Annotated in this window: 19 protein-coding genes; 8 read left to right on the forward strand and 11 right to left on the reverse strand. The window is 64.9% G+C overall.

Translation table 11 applies throughout. The features are described 5' to 3' along the window. The first annotated feature begins 160 nt into the window (after positions 1-160). A complete protein-coding gene (lgt, locus tag BI49514_RS08185) occupies positions 161-1,081 on the forward strand; it encodes a prolipoprotein diacylglyceryl transferase (protein WP_167444003.1) in 921 nt (306 codons plus the stop codon). A gap of 153 nt (positions 1,082-1,234) precedes the next feature. Beyond that, positions 1,235-1,777 carry an acyl-CoA thioesterase gene (locus tag BI49514_RS08190; protein ID WP_101545953.1) on the forward strand — a complete coding sequence of 181 codons (543 nt, stop codon included), beginning with the start codon at positions 1,235-1,237 and terminating at the stop codon, positions 1,775-1,777. A gap of 147 nt (positions 1,778-1,924) precedes the next feature. Here BI49514_RS08190 and BI49514_RS08195 read toward each other — a convergent pair whose 3' ends face one another. The 3 genes from BI49514_RS08195 to BI49514_RS08205 form a co-directional block, all read right to left on the reverse strand. Further along, positions 1,925-3,124, reverse strand: a complete 1,200-nt coding sequence (locus tag BI49514_RS08195) for a pyridoxal phosphate-dependent aminotransferase (RefSeq protein ID WP_101545955.1) — start codon at positions 3,122-3,124, stop codon at positions 1,925-1,927. A gap of 170 nt (positions 3,125-3,294) precedes the next feature. Continuing rightward, positions 3,295-3,843: a hypothetical protein gene (locus BI49514_RS08200; RefSeq protein ID WP_145996194.1), complete on the reverse strand. Its 549-nt coding sequence runs from the start codon at positions 3,841-3,843 to the stop codon at positions 3,295-3,297. Between the two features lie 50 nt (positions 3,844-3,893). Then, positions 3,894-4,142, reverse strand: coding sequence for a hypothetical protein (locus tag BI49514_RS08205; RefSeq protein ID WP_145996195.1), 249 nt, complete (start codon positions 4,140-4,142; stop codon positions 3,894-3,896). Positions 4,143-4,321: 179 nt separating this feature from the next. Here BI49514_RS08205 and BI49514_RS08210 point away from each other — a divergent pair, with 179 nt between their 5' ends. Together BI49514_RS08210 and BI49514_RS08215 are read left to right on the forward strand one after the other, a co-directional pair. Beyond that, positions 4,322-5,776, forward strand: coding sequence for an NAD(P)/FAD-dependent oxidoreductase (locus BI49514_RS08210; RefSeq protein WP_101545960.1), 1,455 nt, complete (start codon positions 4,322-4,324; stop codon positions 5,774-5,776). A gap of 202 nt (positions 5,777-5,978) precedes the next feature. Next, positions 5,979-7,169 (forward strand): pyridoxal phosphate-dependent aminotransferase, encoded by a 1,191-nt coding sequence (locus BI49514_RS08215; RefSeq protein WP_101545962.1) that lies wholly within the window; start codon positions 5,979-5,981, stop codon positions 7,167-7,169. 100 nt (positions 7,170-7,269) lie between these two features. Here BI49514_RS08215 and BI49514_RS08220 read toward each other — a convergent pair whose 3' ends face one another. The 4 genes from BI49514_RS08220 to BI49514_RS16540 form a co-directional block, all read right to left on the reverse strand. Continuing rightward, positions 7,270-7,920 (reverse strand): homing endonuclease associated repeat-containing protein, encoded by a 651-nt coding sequence (locus tag BI49514_RS08220; protein WP_244195303.1) that lies wholly within the window; start codon positions 7,918-7,920, stop codon positions 7,270-7,272. A 93-nt stretch (positions 7,921-8,013) separates the two neighbouring features. Continuing rightward, a complete protein-coding gene (locus BI49514_RS08225; protein ID WP_244195302.1) occupies positions 8,014-8,451 on the reverse strand; it encodes a hypothetical protein in 438 nt (145 codons plus the stop codon). Next, positions 8,448-8,684 carry a hypothetical protein gene (locus tag BI49514_RS16905; RefSeq protein WP_244195301.1) on the reverse strand — a complete coding sequence of 79 codons (237 nt, stop codon included), beginning with the start codon at positions 8,682-8,684 and terminating at the stop codon, positions 8,448-8,450. Before BI49514_RS16905 ends, BI49514_RS08225 begins: the two co-directional genes overlap by 4 nt. A 177-nt stretch (positions 8,685-8,861) precedes the next feature. Next, positions 8,862-9,011 (reverse strand): hypothetical protein, encoded by a 150-nt coding sequence (locus BI49514_RS16540; protein WP_167444002.1) that lies wholly within the window; start codon positions 9,009-9,011, stop codon positions 8,862-8,864. 153 nt (positions 9,012-9,164) lie between these two features. On the opposite strand from BI49514_RS16540, the gene BI49514_RS08230 reads away from it, so the two are divergent. Further along, positions 9,165-9,887 carry a haloacid dehalogenase type II gene (locus tag BI49514_RS08230; RefSeq protein ID WP_208635000.1) on the forward strand — a complete coding sequence of 241 codons (723 nt, stop codon included), beginning with the start codon at positions 9,165-9,167 and terminating at the stop codon, positions 9,885-9,887. A 54-nt stretch (positions 9,888-9,941) separates the two neighbouring features. On the opposite strand, the gene BI49514_RS08235 is transcribed toward BI49514_RS08230, so the two are convergent. Together BI49514_RS08235 and BI49514_RS16315 are read right to left on the reverse strand one after the other, a co-directional pair. Then, entirely contained in the window at positions 9,942-10,157 is a 216-nt protein-coding gene (locus BI49514_RS08235; protein WP_101545965.1) for a hypothetical protein, read from the reverse strand. Between the two features lie 54 nt (positions 10,158-10,211). Next, positions 10,212-10,394 (reverse strand): hypothetical protein, encoded by a 183-nt coding sequence (locus tag BI49514_RS16315; RefSeq protein ID WP_145996196.1) that lies wholly within the window; start codon positions 10,392-10,394, stop codon positions 10,212-10,214. Positions 10,395-10,765: 371 nt separating this feature from the next. Between BI49514_RS16315 and BI49514_RS08240 the strand changes: the two genes are divergently transcribed. Continuing rightward, positions 10,766-11,230 (forward strand): SRPBCC family protein, encoded by a 465-nt coding sequence (locus BI49514_RS08240; RefSeq protein WP_101545967.1) that lies wholly within the window; start codon positions 10,766-10,768, stop codon positions 11,228-11,230. Positions 11,231-11,300: 70 nt separating this feature from the next. Here BI49514_RS08240 and BI49514_RS08245 read toward each other — a convergent pair whose 3' ends face one another. Next, a complete protein-coding gene (locus BI49514_RS08245) occupies positions 11,301-11,600 on the reverse strand; it encodes a biopolymer transporter Tol (RefSeq protein ID WP_101545969.1) in 300 nt (99 codons plus the stop codon). Positions 11,601-11,672: 72 nt separating this feature from the next. Between BI49514_RS08245 and BI49514_RS08250 the strand changes: the two genes are divergently transcribed. Continuing rightward, positions 11,673-14,678, forward strand: coding sequence for a DEAD/DEAH box helicase (locus tag BI49514_RS08250; protein ID WP_101545971.1), 3,006 nt, complete (start codon positions 11,673-11,675; stop codon positions 14,676-14,678). A 40-nt stretch (positions 14,679-14,718) separates the two neighbouring features. On the opposite strand, the gene BI49514_RS08255 is transcribed toward BI49514_RS08250, so the two are convergent. After that, entirely contained in the window at positions 14,719-15,030 is a 312-nt protein-coding gene (locus BI49514_RS08255; protein ID WP_420808571.1) for a metal-sensitive transcriptional regulator, read from the reverse strand. Positions 15,031-15,389: 359 nt separating this feature from the next. Here BI49514_RS08255 and BI49514_RS08265 point away from each other — a divergent pair, with 359 nt between their 5' ends. Beyond that, a complete protein-coding gene (locus BI49514_RS08265; protein WP_101545975.1) occupies positions 15,390-16,778 on the forward strand; it encodes an MBL fold metallo-hydrolase in 1,389 nt (462 codons plus the stop codon). Positions 16,779-16,792 lie beyond the last annotated feature (14 nt).

Here is a 16,792-nt window from a genome sequence, read left to right on the forward strand (position 1 = left end):
GCGAGTGGCCTTGTCGCGGCTGCCTTCACCCCACCGGACTCGTGCTTACGCGCTGGTCAGAGCGCAGGCGGCACGGCGATCGGCCCGAAAACGGTCCTCGCCGGTCAGAGACCAGACGCGGCATAAAGGATTCTCAGACGGGTGCAAATAGACTGGCCCCATGCACCTCGGCCCAGTGACTTCCAGCGCGACCGCGATTCCGCACGACATCTCGGCGGCAATCCCCAGTCCTTCCATCTCTAGCTTCCAACTCGGACCGCTGACGATCCACTTCTATGCGCTGTGCATCCTGGTGGGCATCATCATCGCCATTGTGCTGACGAACCGCCGCCTGACCAAGCGCGGTGTCGAGGACTGGCAGGTGCTCGACATCGCGACTCTGGCCGTACCGATGGCCATCGTCTTCGCCCGCATCTACCACGTCATCACGCACTACACCGATTACTTCGGCCCCGGCCGCAACCCGTGGAACCCGTTCGAACCCGGCTCGGTATGGGCGATCTGGGAGGGCGGCATCGCGATCTTCGGTTCGCTCATCGGCGGCACGCTGGGCGCGTGGATCATGTGCCGCCGCCTCGGCCTCAAACTCATCACTCTGCTCGATGCCCTGGCACCGGGTCTCATCCTCGCTCAGGCCTGCGGGCGCTTCGGCAACTGGTTCAATCAGGAGCTCTTCGGCCTGCCCACCACGTTGCCTTGGGGACTCGAGATCGATCCCGGCAACCCGGCAATCCCACTGGGCACTCCCCCCGGCACCCTCTTCCATCCGACGTTCCTCTACGAGGTCATCTGGAACAGCCTCGGCGCTCTTGTCCTGCTCTACCTCGGCCGCAAGGTCTTCTTCCAGTGGGGACGCCTCTTCGCTGTCTATCTCATGTGGTACGGCGCCGGTCGCATCGTCTGGGAGTCAATCCGCCTCGACCCGAGCTTCGTCATCCTCGGTCTGCGCACCAACGTGTGGGGCGCGATCGGCGCCGTCGCTCTCGGTGTGGCGATCATGCTCATCCAGTGGAAGCGCCACCCCGAGCCCGAAGAATCAGCGTTCATCCCCGGCCGCGAACCCGAACCCGCGAAGGACTGACAACCACCCTCGCCGAGGCGACTCCCCAGGTCCGTGGATGCGCACCCTTCCGTGGGCGCATTCGCCGTCGGGTCCACGTTCATCAATCAGAGCCCCATTCACCCGGCAGGGTTATGGTCGCCCAGTAAACTACTGTCAAGTAACATAGATTGCATGCACTTCTTCCGCATGATCCTGCACCTGCTGAGGTCCCACCGACGTTCCGCGCGCGACATCTGGGACACCTACTCCCTCCCCATGCGCGTCCACCTGGGTGAGATCGACATATTCATGCATCTCAACAACGGCAAGTACCTCTCGATCATGGACCTGGGACGACTCGACATGATGGTGCGCAGCGGAGCATGGCAGGCGATGCGTGAGCGCGGGTGGACCGGCGTCGTCAGCGCCGAGACCATCAGCTTCCGCAAATCACTGAAACTCTGGCAGCGCTACAACCTCGAGACCAAGGTCTGCGGAATCGACGAGCGCACCGTGTTCTTCGAACAGCGCATGGTCGTCGACGGCGAGATCTTCGCCCGAGCCTATGTCGCCACTCGCCTGATCTCCGATGACCGGCCGCTCACCAGGGACGACCTCATCGAGGCCTTCGGGATGCCGGAGAACGAACCCGAACTGCCCGACTGGATCCACGATTGGCGCCGTGACAACGCGCTGCCGAGCACCCGCCGGCCTGCCTGGAGCAGCTGGACATAACAGAGCTGTCGTCTGGGCCGAGCTGTGGTCAGCACTGCACCGTGGTCCGCGTTGAGTTGCGGTCGGCACTGGACCGTGGCCCGAACAGAGCCGTGGCCGGGACGGCGCCGCAGCTCGACACCACTGCGAGCAACCCCGCCGCACGAACTACCGCCCCGCCTCGATCCACTCCTTGAGGCGGCCGAGACCGGTCGTGATCGCGGTTTCGTCGATACCCGAATAGGCCAGTCGAATGTACGACCGTTCCTCACCGGGCTGCGGTGAACCGAAGTGCTCGCGAGTGCAGAATGAGACACCAGTGGCATGCAGTGCCTCGGTGGTGAAGTCCGCCAGGGTCGCGATTCCCTTCGCCTCCATCGCCTCGGTGACATCGGGGAAGACGTAGAACGTCGAGCCCGGTGTCGCCACGGACATACCGGGAATCTCGTTGAGGAGCCGGCAGGTGGCATCACGCCTCTTGCGCAGCACCTCCAGCATCTGGCCGACCGGCCCCTGCGGTCCGCGCAACGCAGCGATCCCTGCCCACTGCACGTACTGGTTCGTGCAGGATTCGTCGTTGGTGTTCATCAGCGAGATCGCCTCGGCGACCTCCTTCGGTGCCACCGCGCAGCCGAGCCGCGAACCTGTCATCGCGTACTTTTTCGAGAACGTGTAGAGGATCACGGTGCGGTCCCGCATTCCCGGCAGCGCGGCGATCGACTGGGACTTCCCGCGATAGCGCATCTCGAAGTACGCCTCGTCGGAGAGCACCCACAGGTCGAATTCCTGCGCGATCGCGGCAATGGCTTCACGCTCGCCCGGAGTCGATTCGGCCGAGATCGGGTTCTGCAGATCGTTGTAGATGATGGCAGTGGTGGTCTCGTCGATCGATGCCCGCAGGTGGTCGAGGTCGATGGCGAAACCGTCGGAGGTCGGAGCATATCGGTAGGGCAGGGCCGTACCGCCGAGATATTCGATCTGGGATTCGTAGATCGGGAAGCCCGGATTCGGGTAGAGCACGCCTTCACCGGGGTTCATCACGGCTTGGAGGAATTTCGTGATCACGGGCTTGCCTCCGGTGGTCACGACCACCTCGGCGGGGTCGATCGTCATTCCGCGCCGCGAGCCGATGTCATCGGCGAGCGCCTCCCGCAGTTCGGGGATCCCCGGTCCCGGGCAGTAGCCGGTCTTGCCGTCGCGGATGGCCTGCTCCATCGCCTCGACGATATGCCCGGCCAAGGGGAAGTTCAGGTCGCCGAGGTGGAACGGGAAGACCTCGTTGCCCTTCGCCTTCCAATCGGCGGCGGCCTGGGCCACGCGGAAAGCGGTCTCGGTGCCGAGGTTGTCCAAGCGGCGAGCAGTCTTCATCGTCGACTCCTTCTTCGGGGCCCATCTCTTCGAGGGCAATACTGAGGTGTCCGTGCTGGGGTGTCCATGCGTGCTGCGCAACGCGGGACGAAACCGTCCCCGGACCACGGTGCGCACCGGTTCACTCACGATAGAGCACCTCACCAGGGATTGTCAGCGGTGTCCGAGATTCATCCGACGGCGAGCGCGCTGCGTCCGGCGAGCAGACACCACAGACCGATGCCCAGGAACACCGGAGCGCCGAGGATGCCGCACCAGAAACTCGGCGCCGCGGTCCCGCGCGGCAGGATGAACGCGACCACCGCGACGATGGTCAGCAGCAACCCCGCCAGATGAAGGACGGGCTGGCCGAAGACGACGGCGAGCGCGAAGAAGTGGATGCCGACGATCGCTAGGATGAGCGGAGCGATGTTCTCGGTCTGGCCGGCGCGGATGAGGAAGAAGCTCACCACCGCGGCGATGACGACCTCGGCCCAGAACACGATGAGGTAGAGCGTGAAGGCGACGGTCCCGGTGGTGAAAGCGCTGGGTTCCGACCAGTTGCCGATGGCGGTGAGAATACTCGGCACTGCGAGTGTGAGGCCCGCGACTCCGAGACCGGCGAGCACGAGCCGCCAGACCAGTGCTCTGGGCGGTGCTTCCTGTGCCCAGCCTGACCAGATGAACGCGGCGAGGCCGAAGATCGCGCCGATCATGACGAGGTCGCGCGAGTATGCCACGTCGATCATCCTCGATCCCTTTCGTCCGTGCGGGCCGTCTTCGACACTACTCAACAAAGAGGATCCGCGCCCATGACGTTTTCCCGACTCCCTCGGCTCTGCGCGCCGCCGATGGTGCCGAGTTCGGCGAGTCTCGTCGTCACACTCGCCTCCCCCGCCGAGGATGTCGCCCCTTCCAGCCTCACCGATCCAACCGCGTCGGGCCCTCCCGCCGAGGCGGGCGAGACCTTCTGCCAGTCCTCGATCGGTTCGTGGCTGAGTGGGAATTCGTGGGTGTCGATCGGCTCCATTGCGCTCATGCGAACAGTGCAATCAGTCAGTCCGCTCATGTACGGCCGTGACGAGGAAATCAGTAGGCTGTCGAGGTTGTTTCAGCAATAAATACAAATCGGCACAACTATTTACTTCACCTTGAGCGTGAGATAGAACTGTTTTCGTAGGCGACCGCATGGTCCGCCTCGAGTTCAGGAGATGATCTGTGTCCTACTTCAATGGTGAAGCCTCACACTGGCTGGCGGCCTCCCCCGCCGAAACCCACGACCCCGCACCGCTGCCACGAGAGAAACAAGATCTCGTCATCGTCGGCGGCGGACTGACCGGCCTGTGGTCGGCTTATTACGCCAGGCAGGCCCACCCCGATTGGGCGATCACTATTATCGAGGCCCGCCACATCGGCTACGGCGCCTCCGGCCGCAACGGAGGGTGGCTCTCGACCCTGCTGCCGGGCAATCGCACCAAGTTCGCCGAGGCGGTCGACCGTGCCCGGAAGAACGATCCCTCCGGGCCGGTCGGCTCGGCAGGGCTCGACGCCGTGGCCAGCGTCAGCGCTTTCCAATCCGCGCTCTTCGACTCCATCGACGAAGTCCTCGACGTCTGCGAGGCCGAGGGCATCGATGCCCACCAGGTGCGCGGCGGCCATATCGACATCGCTCAGTCGGAGGCCGGGCTGTCCCGGCTGCGCGACCTTGAGGCCGGCAACGAGCAGTTCGGATATGGGCCCGAGGATATGCAGTTCCTCGACGCCGAGGCGACTCGTGCCCGCATCAACGTCGACGGGGCGCTCGGCAGCCTCTACTTCCCCGGTACCGCCGCCATCGATCCTGCACTGCTCACCCGGGGACTCGGCCACGTGCTCAGGGAACAGGGCGTGACCATCTGTGAGGCCACCTCGGCGAGGCATATCCGAAAGAATTCGGTCGCCACGGACCGCGGGCCGGTGCACGCGGACACGATCTTCGTGTGTCTCGAGGGGTATTCGGACACGGTCGGCGGCGACCTGCCGGGCCTGCAGGGACGGCAGGTCATCCCGGTGTTCTCGTCGATGATCGCAACCGAGCCGCTGCCGGGCGACGCGTGGGCGTCGATCGGCTGGGAGGGGCGCGAATGCCTCGGCGACACGGCGCACACGTTCATCTATGCCCAGCGCACAGCTGATGGCCGGATCGCGCTCGGCGGCCGTGGGGCGCCTTATGCTTTCCGGTCGGGCCTGCCCGGTGACGGTGAGGTCCCCGCCGAGGTGGTCGACCTGTTGGCCGGGCGCCTGTCCTCGCTCTTCCCGGACCTCGAGTTCGAGGTTGCGCATGCCTGGCGCGGTGCGCTCGGGGTGACCAGAGACTGGTGCGCCGGCATCTTCTTCGACCCGACACAGCGCATCGGGGTGGCCCGCGGCTATGCCGGGCACGGGGTGACGGCGACTCATCTGGCGGCGAAGACCCTGCTCGATCGGGCCGCCGGGGCATCGACGCCCTTGACCGGGCTGCCGTGGAACGACCACTTCTCCGGACAGTGGGAGCCCGAACCGATTCGCTGGTTGGGCATCCGGTCGATGTACAAGATCTTCGGCATTGCCGATGCGTGGGAGTCAGCGACCGGGGCGAAGAAGACGAGCCTGCTCGCCCGGTTCGGTTCTCGGCTGGCTGGCCTGTACGAGTAGACGGGGCGGGGCTCCACCAGTCCTACCAGCTCCACCAGCTCGGTGAAACTGCATCAGCTCGGTGCAGGGACCAAGCCGGCGCAGTTTCACCAAGCTGGGTATCGAAGCAATGTGGAGCAGCGCATAGTGAACGCACGGCCGCCCCGGTCTCGCCTCGTGACCGGCTCATAACGCACCCGAACGACAGGAGGACACTGACAGCATGACGGACACGCACCCTCGCATCTCCCCCATGGCCGCTTCCTACCCCGCCTCGAGCATCCGCAAGATGTTCAACCTCGCCCTTGACTTCCCCGAGGCCGTGAAGCTCACCGTCGGCGAGCCGGACTTCACCACTCCGGAGCACATCAAGGCCGCCGGCATCCGAGCGATCGAGAACGATAACACCCGCTACGTCGCCAATGCAGGCATCCCCGAACTGCGGCAGGCGATCGCCCGGAAGTACTCGAATCGGTGGAATCGCAGCATCGCCCCCGAGAACGTCATGGTCTCCTTCGGCGCGATGGAAGCGCTCACCTTCGCCCTCGACGTCACTGTCACCCCAGGGGATGAGGTCATCATTCCCGATCCGAGCTTCCCCAACTACATGGGTCAGGTGCACCGCCTTGGCGGGGTCGCCGTGTCTGTGCCCGTCACCGAGGACAACGATTTCAAACTCCGCGCCGAGGATGTCCGCTCAGCGATCACGGACAGGACCGCTGCGGTGATCATCAACAGTCCGTCGAACCCTTTGGGTTCGGTCATGGATCGGGCCGACCTCGAGCAGATCGCTGCGCTGGCCGATGAGCACGGGTTCACCGTCATCTCCGATGAGGTCTATGACGAGATGGTCTTCGACGATGCCGTCTTCACATCCATCGCCGAGGTGAAACCATCCACCGCCGAGGCGGGGGCTGAGTTCGATCGATTCCTGGCCATCGGCAGCTTCTCGAAGACCTATGCCATGACCGGCTGGCGGTGCGGTTTTGTCATCGGCTCCGAAGATTTCATCGCCCCGATGGCACTGCTGCAGGAGGGGCTGACCTCGAGTCTGCCCGGATTCGTCCAGGAGGCCGCCGTCGCCGCGATTGAGGGGCCGCAGACCGCCGTCGAGGAGATGGTCGCCTCGTATGCCAGGCGGCGTGAGCTCATGGTCGAACGCATCAACGCCATCGAGGGCTTGAACCTGCTGCGCCCTGCGGCGACGTTCTATGCCTGGGTGAACGTGTCCGAGTGGGGGCTGGACTCATGGGAGCTGGCGACACAGCTGCTCGAGAAGCACAATCTCGCGACGGTCCCCGGTTCGGCCTTCGGCCCGGCCGGCGAAGGCTACCTGCGTCTGACCTTCGCGGTGTCGGACGAGACCATCAACACCGCGTGCGACCGGCTGGAGGCCTTCGCCGCTGGCCGGTGATGCCAGGAGTGTTGAGCCACCGAGCGCTCAAGTTACCGTCGACCGCGCATCGCATAGCGTGAGCGGTCGGAGGGAAGATGCACGGTCGCTGATCCGCACCTCACTCCACCGCGGCGAGCGCTGAATTCCAGCTTCCGTAGAACTTCCGGACGGCCGCGGCCGAGGGCACCTCGCCCTTATGCTCGGCGGCGTATTCGGTGTAAGCCTTGTAGGTCGCGGCGGTCCCGCGTGATTCGCAGTCGGCGAGGAATTCGGCAATCGCCTTGCCGTAGGCATCTGCGTCGAAGCGCAGCTGCCCCTTGGCTCGGCCGATTTTGTTCGTCGCCAGCCCCGCCGCCTTGAGCGCTTCGTTCCAGGACCCGAATCGCTGCACCGCGGTCTGACTGGTCGGCGGCCAGATGGTCGCCCCCTGCGCTGAGGTCGCTCCGAGGCCGTCGAGCACCGTTTTGCGCAGCTTGTCGTACCCGCTCGCGGTCAGACTTGGGACCTCCGCCCGGCCGCGGACGTACGCAACTGCTGCAGCCACCTCGGCGAGGGTGGAAGTCACGGACGTCCCTGAGTTCTCGAGTTGGACGGTCAGTGCGGACTCCACCTCCGCGAGGGTCTCCCGGTCGCTGGGACTGAGCTTCGCCGGGTCGGCGCTCGCGGGGATCCCCGGCGCGCCGGTGGAATCGAGGCTGCGGGCGGTGACGAATAGCAGCGCACCGAGCACGGCCAGCGACGAGGTGTGGGTTCTCCCGGTATCAGACATTCATCCCATTGTACGATCCCAGATCCACGATCGCGCCGACAAACGGAAGCGGATGCACCCGATCACGGACGATCTCTCCGCCGGCGCTCAGCCTCAGCCTCCAAGCAGGGCGAGCGAACCGGTGGCGATGAGCGTGGTCAGGGTCGTCCAGGCGATGATCGCGATGCCCTGCCACAGCAGGATCCACGAGGTCTTCACACCGGCACTGACGAGGATCGTCGAGGTGATCTGGGTGGGAATCGCCAGCGGCCCGAGCAGGCTCGCACCGGGAACGCCGAAGCGGGTGAGAAACCTCTTGAACTTGACCCGCCCCTTGGACTCGGGCTTCCCGCCTTCACCGAGGTGGCTCTCCGTCACCGTGACACCTGCGGTGGCAGCGGCGGGAGAATCAATCGACGATGGGCCGACGGGAGCATCGATCCCTGACCGATCGGCTGCAGCGGTCGACTGCGCAGGCTCAGCCGTCGCGGCGTCGGCGAACCCGCCTGCCCCGACGGCCGCGAGCTCTCGTTTTTCGCTCTGACGATTCACGACGGCGCGGCGGGCCCGAGCTCCGAGGAGCACGACGACGGTGACGCAGATGAAGTTGCCGACGGCCCGGCGATGCCGGCTAGTACGGGATTCATCCCGGCCCAGACTCCGATGATCGAGGAGATCTCACCTTCGATGAAGGGGATCGCCCCGGCAGCCGCGATGATGAATGGCTGAAACAGGTCAGGAACCTGAGCGGCGAGACCTTGGAAGAAATCGATGATGGGGTTCACGGTGTCCTCCTGAACGTGATCGGCAGATCCCGGCCCGGAAGAACCGGATCTGATGGTTGATACGTTCAGTACAGACTGTGTTCTCAGAACAGGGTCAAGCCCTCATCGTCTGACCCAGCGAATCCTCAGTTATCTTCCCCAGCCGTTGTATTCGTCTCTCCGCCTCAGCCCCCTGCCTCAGCCCTCTTCCGCCGCGGCAACGTCCTTGATGAAGGCGATGAACCGCTCACGGTCGGCGTCCGGGATATCGAGATTCGGGAAGACAAAGATGAAGGAATCGTATTGACCGTGGTTCCGGTCAGACGCGCCAATTCGCTCGTGCTCCATCCCACGGTCAGGTCCTTCCGCCGATGCCGTGTGGTCCAGTGTCGATGAGGTCCTCGTCGACTCCCAACACCGCTCAGTCTAAGCGGACGGACTGACATGGCGAGCGGGAGAACCGACGTGGACGGTCCGATCCACGCGGACTACCGTGTAACCATGACAGCAGGATTCGATTCGGTCGAGGCCCTCGTCTTCGACATGTTCGGCACCGTCGTCGACTGGCGCAGCAGTGTGTCCGCCGAGGTGGCCGTGCACTTGCACGATCATGTTCCCGATTTCGTTCCACTTGAGTTCGCCGATGCCTGGCGCGCCGAATATCAGCCGTCGATGGAGCGGGTGCGCGATGGTGACCGGGAGTTCGTTCGTCTGGATGTGCTCCACCGGGAGAATCTCGAGACCGTGCTCAGGGGTCTCGACGTCGATCCGGACTCGATTCCCGCGCCGGTCCTCGACGAGACCAATCTTGCGTGGCACCGGCTCGATCCGTGGCCGGATGCGATCGCAGGATTGACCCGCTTGAAGGAGCAGTTCATCATCGCCCCGTTGTCGAATGCGAACATCCGGTTGGCTCTCGACGTCGCCAAACGTGCTGGTGTTCCCTGGGATGCGATCCTCGGCGCCGAGGTGGCGGGAGCCTATAAGCCGGACCCCGACGCGTATCTGCGGACCGCCGAAATCCTCGGTCTCGAACCGCATCAAGTCGCCATGGTCGCCGCGCACAACAGTGATCTCGCCGCAGCACAGTCCCTCGGGCTGCGCACGGCTTTCGTTCGTCGCCCCACCGAGCATGGACCCGATCAGACCATCGATCTCGAACCCACGGGGGACTGGGACATCATTGCCGAGGACTTCGAAGACCTCGCTGACCGGATCGTCTGACGCATCGCCTCGATCGGGTGCTGGGCCGGCAGTACCTGCAGAACGCCGATGCGCCTATTTCAACGGCTCCAACCCACACCACTCGGCGGTGAAGAGAGCGATGGTCTCCGTGATGTTGCGGACGGACTCAATGTGGACGCGCTCGTCGAAGGCATGGATGTCGAGGGATCGGGGGCCGTAGGTCAGAGTCGGCCTCGATCCGTAGTTCGTGTACACCCGGCCGTCGAGGTAGCCCGGCGTGGTGAACGACTGCAGGGGGAGGCCGAACACGTCCCGGTGGGCCGAGCCGAGGACGGCCTCAGCTTCTCCGCCTTCGTCGAGTCGCTATCCTGCGGTGAAGAAGCCGGTTCGCTCCAGATGTGGCAGGCGGCTGTCCTGACCGCGCCGGGCGATGCTCGCGTGCCGGACGTGCTCCTGGATCTCTTCCCACGCCTGTTCCGGGTCGAGTGTGCGCAGGTCGGCGATCACGTCATTTGTCGCGTCGAAGGCGTTGAAGCCCTTGCTCATCTCCCGGACATGACTCGGTTTCCCCTCGACACGAACGGCGAACCAGGTGACTCCGACGTTGGTTCGAGGGCGGAGCAGTCCAATTCTCCAAGGGTCCGGTCGGAACGACATCCACATGACCTTGCAGGATCAGCGATCGGGCCTTGCGAGACTGCCGGCCGATAGCTGCCTACGATGTTGAAGTCTTCGTCGTCGGGCACGTACCTCTGTCGGCTATTCTGCATTCCTCAACGAGGATCCGGAAGACAGCCACATTTGCTGTCCTTGGTTGCGCACCCCCTCCCCTCATTCGGAATCAGGGTATACCGTGGCCCACAGGGACGGGTCGACCGACCCGTACTCCATCCACCACCTGACGAAAGGTGACAGACATGAGTGACACGAGCATCAGCGCTTCGCGGACGATCGATGCCCCCGTAGAGGACATCTTCCGAGTCCTCTCCAATCCAGAGCGTCATGCCGAGATCGACGGCTCGGGAATGGTCCAGTCGGATGACAAGACCGATCGCATCTCCGAGACCGGCCAGGTGTTCACGATGAACATGCACTGGGACAAGATGGGCGGCGACTACAAGACCGACAATCACGTCATCGGCTTTGAGGAGAACAAGCTTCTCGCCTGGAAGACGGCACCGGCCGGTGAAGAGCCACCGGGTTGGGAGTGGGTCTGGGAGCTCAAGTCCCACAGCCATGACTCGACCGAGGTCTCCGTGACCTACGATTGGAGCGCTGTCACCGACAAGGAGGTGCTCAAGCAGGTCGACTTCCCGGCCGTCAGCGAAGAGGACCTCGAATCGTCCCTCGGCAACTTGGCAGCCGCGGTGTCCGGAGTCTGACGCCCCGCAGCAGCGCGTCCACCCGGGCTGCTCACGCCTGATGAGGCTGATGAGGCGACCCTGATCGAGCTCACCGCAGTTCGTTCAGGGCCGTCTCCGCGCGACGCCGGCGGTCTTCGACTGACATCTCCCACCAATATTCGCCGCGTTCGCCGAGGCCGTGCTTCGCGACATTCACCCTCCGTCTCGCCTCCGCGAGATCATTCTCAGCACCCCGCCTCTTCGCCTGCTTGACGGCATTCCTCGCAGCGCCGAGGTGGCTCTTGAGTTCCTCGATGACGCTGGGTTCCAGTGTTGGGTCGGTTCGTCGCCACCGGCGTCCCTTGACGATCAGCCACCGCTCGTCATCACTGTCGCTGTTCTCGCTCATGCGACGACTGTACCTCTCACCCCAGACGCAGCGCGTACGTCTCGTGGCACCGGCAGATGAGAGGATGGCCAGGTGCCTGACAACCGATCCGCCCTCCCCGCCGATTGGCGTGACGCCTTCGCTCCTCTCGCCGCGGCGGCTCCGCATTCGCACACGCCCGTGGCCTTGGGATTCGAGCTCGTCCAAGTCATCCCCCGCACTTGGTTCGAAGCTCAGCACTCCGTCCTCCTCGACAAGGACGACGTCACCCCGGGCGCGAATCCGAGCCTCGCGATCCGCCCGCTCATGCTCAGCGAGTCCGACAACTGGGTGAAGAAGACCCTGACCTGGCGCACCATCGACCGCATGGCCCGGCAGTTCGACATCGACCCGGCCCACCAGGAATGGTTCACCCAACTCGCGGGACTCCGCACCCGCGGGAAGACGGACTTCACGCCCGACGGTGCGCCGTACCACCTCGGCGATTTCCGCACTCCCCTGCTGTGGGATCACTTCACGCAGGGGAAGAAGCTCGGCATCGAATTCGTCGGCATCAATCCGGCCATGACCATCCGCTTCGGGCACAGCGCGAAGGCCGCAATCGACATCCGCCGCAGCCAGAACCGCCTGCAGGTGCAGACGCGGGCAACGATCGACGAACGCGAATATGCCCCCGGACTGATCAAACCGATCTGGACGCACGGCTTCTTCGGCATCGACGTCACCAGCGGTTTCACCGTCACCCTCGCCCCTGCGGAGACCCCGACGAACGAATCCGCGCTGCCCGTGCTCCAGTCCCCCGGGCCGATCACGATCCCCGCGGCCGAGGCCGAAGAGTTCTTCGAGGAGTACTACCCGCAGCTGCGCTCCAGCGCCGAGGTCATCAGCAGCGACGCCACCGTCGCCTTCCCCCAGTACGGGCACCCCCGCCTCGTCGTCTTCGCCGCCTTCGGCGCCGGCGACAAACTCTCCTTAAGCTGGTACTGGGAATACCAGGGACCCCGCCGCACCTTCCCCGTCATCGACCGATTGAGGCTCAGCGCCGCCTCGGCGAGGGAACATGCGGAGCAACGCGAACTCGACTTCGAAGATGCCGTCGTCGCTGAGGTCGACAAACTCCTCGCCGACACCCACGAAACCGGCTCCGCCCTGCCGACCATCAGAGACGTCGAACTCGACGACGCCGACACCGCGGATTTCGTCGTCAACGTCCTGCCCGGGCTCGAGGAGATCGAGCACGTCAAGGTCATCACGCGCGGGAAGAAGCAGCCGTACCGGGAGCTCGGCGGGGAGCCGAACGTGAAGATCACCTCGGTCGAGTCGGACAAGAACGACTGGTTCGACCTCGGCTTCCAGATCAGCATCGACGGCCACCCGGTCCCCTTCGTCAAGCTGTACAAGGCGTTGGCCGCCGGGACGAAGAAGATCAAGCTCTCCGACGACTCGTTCCTGTCGCTCAACAAGCCCATCTTCGAAAAACTCAAGGCCCTCCTCGCCGAGGCGGACCTCATCCCCGAATGGGAACCGGAGTCGCCGAAGATCTCCCGGATGCATGTGGGTCTGTGGTCGGATTTCGAGGACCTCGCCGACGAGTCCGAACCGGCCGCGACTTGGAGAGACTCGGTGCGCGCATTGGCCGACCTCGAACACCTGCCCGCCACCGAGGTGCCTGACCTGAATGGTGCGACACTGCGCCCGTATCAGGTGCAGGGATTCCGGTGGTTGGCACTGCTCTACCGGTGCCGCCTCGGCGGGATCCTCGCCGACGACATGGGCTTGGGTAAGACCCTGCAGACACTCGCGCTCATCAAGCATGCGAAGGCGAGCGCCCCCTTCCTCGTCGTCGCTCCCACCTCAGTGGTGCCGAATTGGGTGAAGGAGGCGACCGCGTTCGCCCCTGATCTCGATGTCCGTGTCGTGGCCGAGTCGACGCGGGCGCGTGGGGTCGACCTCGCCGAGGTGGCCTGTGGCGCCGATGTCATCGTCATGTCGTATGCGATGTTGAGGCTCGAGGAGACCCCGCTCTCGCGGATGGAGTGGGCGGGGCTCATCCTCGACGAGGCGCAGTTCGTCAAGAATTCGTCGGCGCAGACGCACCTGGCGGCGAAGGAGGTGCGGGCACCGTTCCGCTTGGCGTTAACCGGCACGCCTTTGGAGAACTCGCTCAAGGATGTGTGGTCACTGTTCTCGATCACGGCACCCGGACTGTTCCCGAGTCCTCACCGGTTCGAGGAAGAGTACGTGCGTCCGATCGAGTCGGGTGAGAACCCGGGTCGGATGCAGCGCCTGCAGCGGCGGATCCGACCGTTCATGATGCGGCGGACGAAGGATCTCGTCGCCGCGGATCTGCCGGCGAAGCAGGAACAGGTCATCTCGGTCGAGCTCAACGCCGCGCACCGGAGACTCTACGATCGGATTCTGCAGAAGGAGCGGAAGAAGATCCTCGGCTTCATCGACAGCGAATACGACAAGCAGCGGTTCATCGTCTTCCGGTCGCTGACGCTGCTGCGGATGCTCGCTCTCGATCCGTCGATCGTCGATGCCGAACATACTGAGGTGCCGTCGTCGAAGTTGGCCGCGCTCCTGGAACGGCTCGACGATGTCATCGCCGAGGGCCACCGGTCGATCGTGTTCAGCCAGTTCACGTCGTTCCTGGCCAATGTCGCCGCAGAGCTCGACGCTCGCGGGATCCCCAATGTAGTCCTCGACGGGTCGACGCGGAATCGTGGGGCCGTGGTCGACGCGTTCCGATCCGGTGAGGCGCCGGTGTTCCTCATCAGCCTCAAGGCCGGTGGGTTCGGGCTCAACCTCACCGAGGCGGACTATGTCTTCCTCATGGATCCGTGGTGGAATCCCGCCTCGGAGAATCAGGCGATCGACCGGGCGCATCGGATCGGGCAAACGAAGAACGTCATGGTCTACCGCTATGTCGCCGAGGGCACGATCGAGGAGAAGGTGCTCGCCCTGCAGAAGCGCAAGGCCGAACTCTTCGACGACCTCATGTCCGATTCCGGAACCTATGAGGGCCGCGGCCCCGGCGGTCAGGCCTTCAGCCAGACCGTGACCGCCGCGGACATCAAGGGGCTGCTCGAGGGGTAGGGGCCTTAGGCACGTACCCCGTCACACCCCTCCGTCCTCATCAGGCCATTGAGAGGAAGAGCTTCTCGAGCTCTTCAGTGCGCACTTCGTCCTCGTCATCCTCGAGGCACTCCCGCAGTGCCGTCGAGATGATGAGGAATCCCGCCCGGTCGAGTGCCTTCGACACCGCCGAGAGCTGGTGGATGACGTCTCGACAGTGGCTTCCGTCCTGCACAGCGGTGATCACCGCGCCGAGCTGCCCCTGTGCCCGGCGCAGTCGATTGAGGACCTTCTTCTGCGCGGCAGGGTCGGCGAGCATCCGCTCTCCCGGGTCCGCTTCTGTCTCAGTCGGAGCAGTGTCGCGTTCGCTCATCGTCGTCCTTTCACGTTCTCGATGTTGACATCAACTATACCCCTAAGGGTATATTTACTGGATACCCCCTGGGGTATATGGAATTGATGACGAACCGGCCCGCTATGGCCGAAGAAGGAGACAGCTATGTGTCGAGCAGCGACGTGCCGAGTATGCGGAAAGACCACGTGGGCAGGATGCGGGCAACACATCCAGTCGGTGAAGAGCACGGTCCCGGCTGGCCAGTGGTGCAGCGGCAAGCACACCCAGGCCGAAGAGGATGCGGCCCGAGCGGCCAAGCCCGGGTTCTTCTCCCGCCTCTTCGGCCGCTGACCCGGGCGGCAGACCAAACACCCGTCGACCACGGAAAGAAGACTCCCATGCTCCTCGAACGCATCTTCGACACCGACCTCGCCCATGCCAGCTACGTCATCGCCTGCCAGGCCAGCGGGGAGGCGATCGTCGTCGATCCCCGCCGGGACATCGCGGTCTACCGCGACTTCGCCGACCGCCACGGACTGACGATCACCGCCGTCACCGAGACCCACATCCACGCCGACTACCTCTCCGGCACCCGCGAACTCGCCGCCGCCACCGGAGCGACGATGTACGTCTCCGACGAAGGCGGACCCGACTGGTCATACGGGGCGGGCTTCGACGACGCGGTGCGCCTGCACGACGGTGACGAGATCGCCCTCGGCAACATCACCCTGCGCGCCTCGCACACCCCCGGCCACACTCCCGAGCACCTATCGTTCCTCGTCACCGACGGTGCCCAGGCCGACGCACCGGGGTTCATGCTCACCGGCGACTTCGTGTTCGTCGGGGACACCGGACGCCCGGACCTCCTCGACGAGGCGGTCGGCGGCTCCGATACCCGCTTCGCCGGTGCCCGCGACCTCTTCGCCAGCCTCCGCGACCGCCTGCTCACCCTCCCCGACTACGTGCAGATCCTGCCTGCCCACGGCGCCGGAAGCGCCTGCGGCAAAGCCCTGGGCTCCGTTCCGACGACCACCGTCGGCTACGAGCGCGCCTTCGCCTGGTGGTCGCCGTTCCTCCAGAGCGGCGATGAGCAGGGCTTCGTCGACGAACTGCTGTCCGGGCAGCCCGACGCCCACGCCTACTTCGCCAGGATGAAGACCGAGAACCGGGAGGGCCCGTCACTCCTCGGCGAACTCGCAGAGCTCGAGGAATTCGACGCCGGTCGCGTGCAGGAGCGGATCGAGGACGGCTCGGCGGCTTTCATCGACACCCGTCCGACCGCGGATGTCCGTGCCGGCACCCCGGCCGGGGCTCTGCACATCCCGGGGCCCGGAAAGTCCGCGAGCTTCGGCGCCTGGGTCTTCGACCCGGCTGCAGAGTCGACGCCGATCGTCGTCCTCGCCGACGACGCAGAGCAGGCAGCGGAGTTCCGGGATCATCTCATCAGGGTCGGCATCGACACGGTCACCGGCTACGCGACGTCGCTGAACGGGATGGAGCTGCATCCGGTCGAGCTGGTCGCCCCGGCGAACCTGGCGGACGCAGCCGACATCCGCCTCCTCGATGTCCGTTCGAAGATCGAGCACGCCGGCGGCCACATCCCCGGTGCGACCCAACTCAGCGGCGGCCGCGCCCTGTGGGAACTCGACCGCCTGCCGAGCGAAGGCCGGATCGTCACCTACTGCCAGAGCGGCACCCGCAGCGCCATCACCGCCAGCGCCCTGCGCCGCGCCGGATACCGGGTCGCGGAGCTGGCCGGCTCCTACGACGCCTGGCGGTCGCTCTAGTCCTGATTCGGAAC

Source organism: Brevibacterium iodinum ATCC 49514, from assembly GCF_900169265.1.
In the GTDB taxonomy this organism is placed as follows: Bacteria; Actinomycetota; Actinomycetes; order Actinomycetales; family Brevibacteriaceae; genus Brevibacterium; species Brevibacterium iodinum.

What these genes read in the sequence shown, in the direction of transcription:
- lgt (WP_167444003.1), top strand. Translation starts at nt 161, where the DNA reads ATGCACCTCGGCCCAGTGACTTCCAGCGCGACCGCGATTCCGCACGAC.
- BI49514_RS08190 (WP_101545953.1), top strand. Translation starts at nt 1,235, where the DNA reads ATGCACTTCTTCCGCATGATCCTGCACCTGCTGAGGTCCCACCGACGT.
- BI49514_RS08195 (WP_101545955.1), bottom strand. Translation starts at nt 3,124, where the DNA reads ATGAAGACTGCTCGCCGCTTGGACAACCTCGGCACCGAGACCGCTTTC.
- BI49514_RS08205 (WP_145996195.1), bottom strand. Translation starts at nt 4,142, where the DNA reads ATGAGCGCAATGGAGCCGATCGACACCCACGAATTCCCACTCAGCCAC.
- BI49514_RS08215 (WP_101545962.1), top strand. Translation starts at nt 5,979, where the DNA reads ATGACGGACACGCACCCTCGCATCTCCCCCATGGCCGCTTCCTACCCC.
- BI49514_RS08220 (WP_244195303.1), bottom strand. Translation starts at nt 7,920, where the DNA reads ATGTCTGATACCGGGAGAACCCACACCTCGTCGCTGGCCGTGCTCGGT.
- BI49514_RS16540 (WP_167444002.1), bottom strand. Translation starts at nt 9,011, where the DNA reads ATGGAGCACGAGCGAATTGGCGCGTCTGACCGGAACCACGGTCAATAC.
- BI49514_RS08230 (WP_208635000.1), top strand. Translation starts at nt 9,165, where the DNA reads ATGACAGCAGGATTCGATTCGGTCGAGGCCCTCGTCTTCGACATGTTC.
- BI49514_RS16315 (WP_145996196.1), bottom strand. Translation starts at nt 10,394, where the DNA reads ATGAGCAAGGGCTTCAACGCCTTCGACGCGACAAATGACGTGATCGCC.
- BI49514_RS08240 (WP_101545967.1), top strand. Translation starts at nt 10,766, where the DNA reads ATGAGTGACACGAGCATCAGCGCTTCGCGGACGATCGATGCCCCCGTA.
- BI49514_RS08245 (WP_101545969.1), bottom strand. Translation starts at nt 11,600, where the DNA reads ATGAGCGAGAACAGCGACAGTGATGACGAGCGGTGGCTGATCGTCAAG.
- BI49514_RS08255 (WP_420808571.1), bottom strand. Translation starts at nt 15,030, where the DNA reads ATGAGCGAACGCGACACTGCTCCGACTGAGACAGAAGCGGACCCGGGA.
- BI49514_RS08265 (WP_101545975.1), top strand. Translation starts at nt 15,390, where the DNA reads ATGCTCCTCGAACGCATCTTCGACACCGACCTCGCCCATGCCAGCTAC.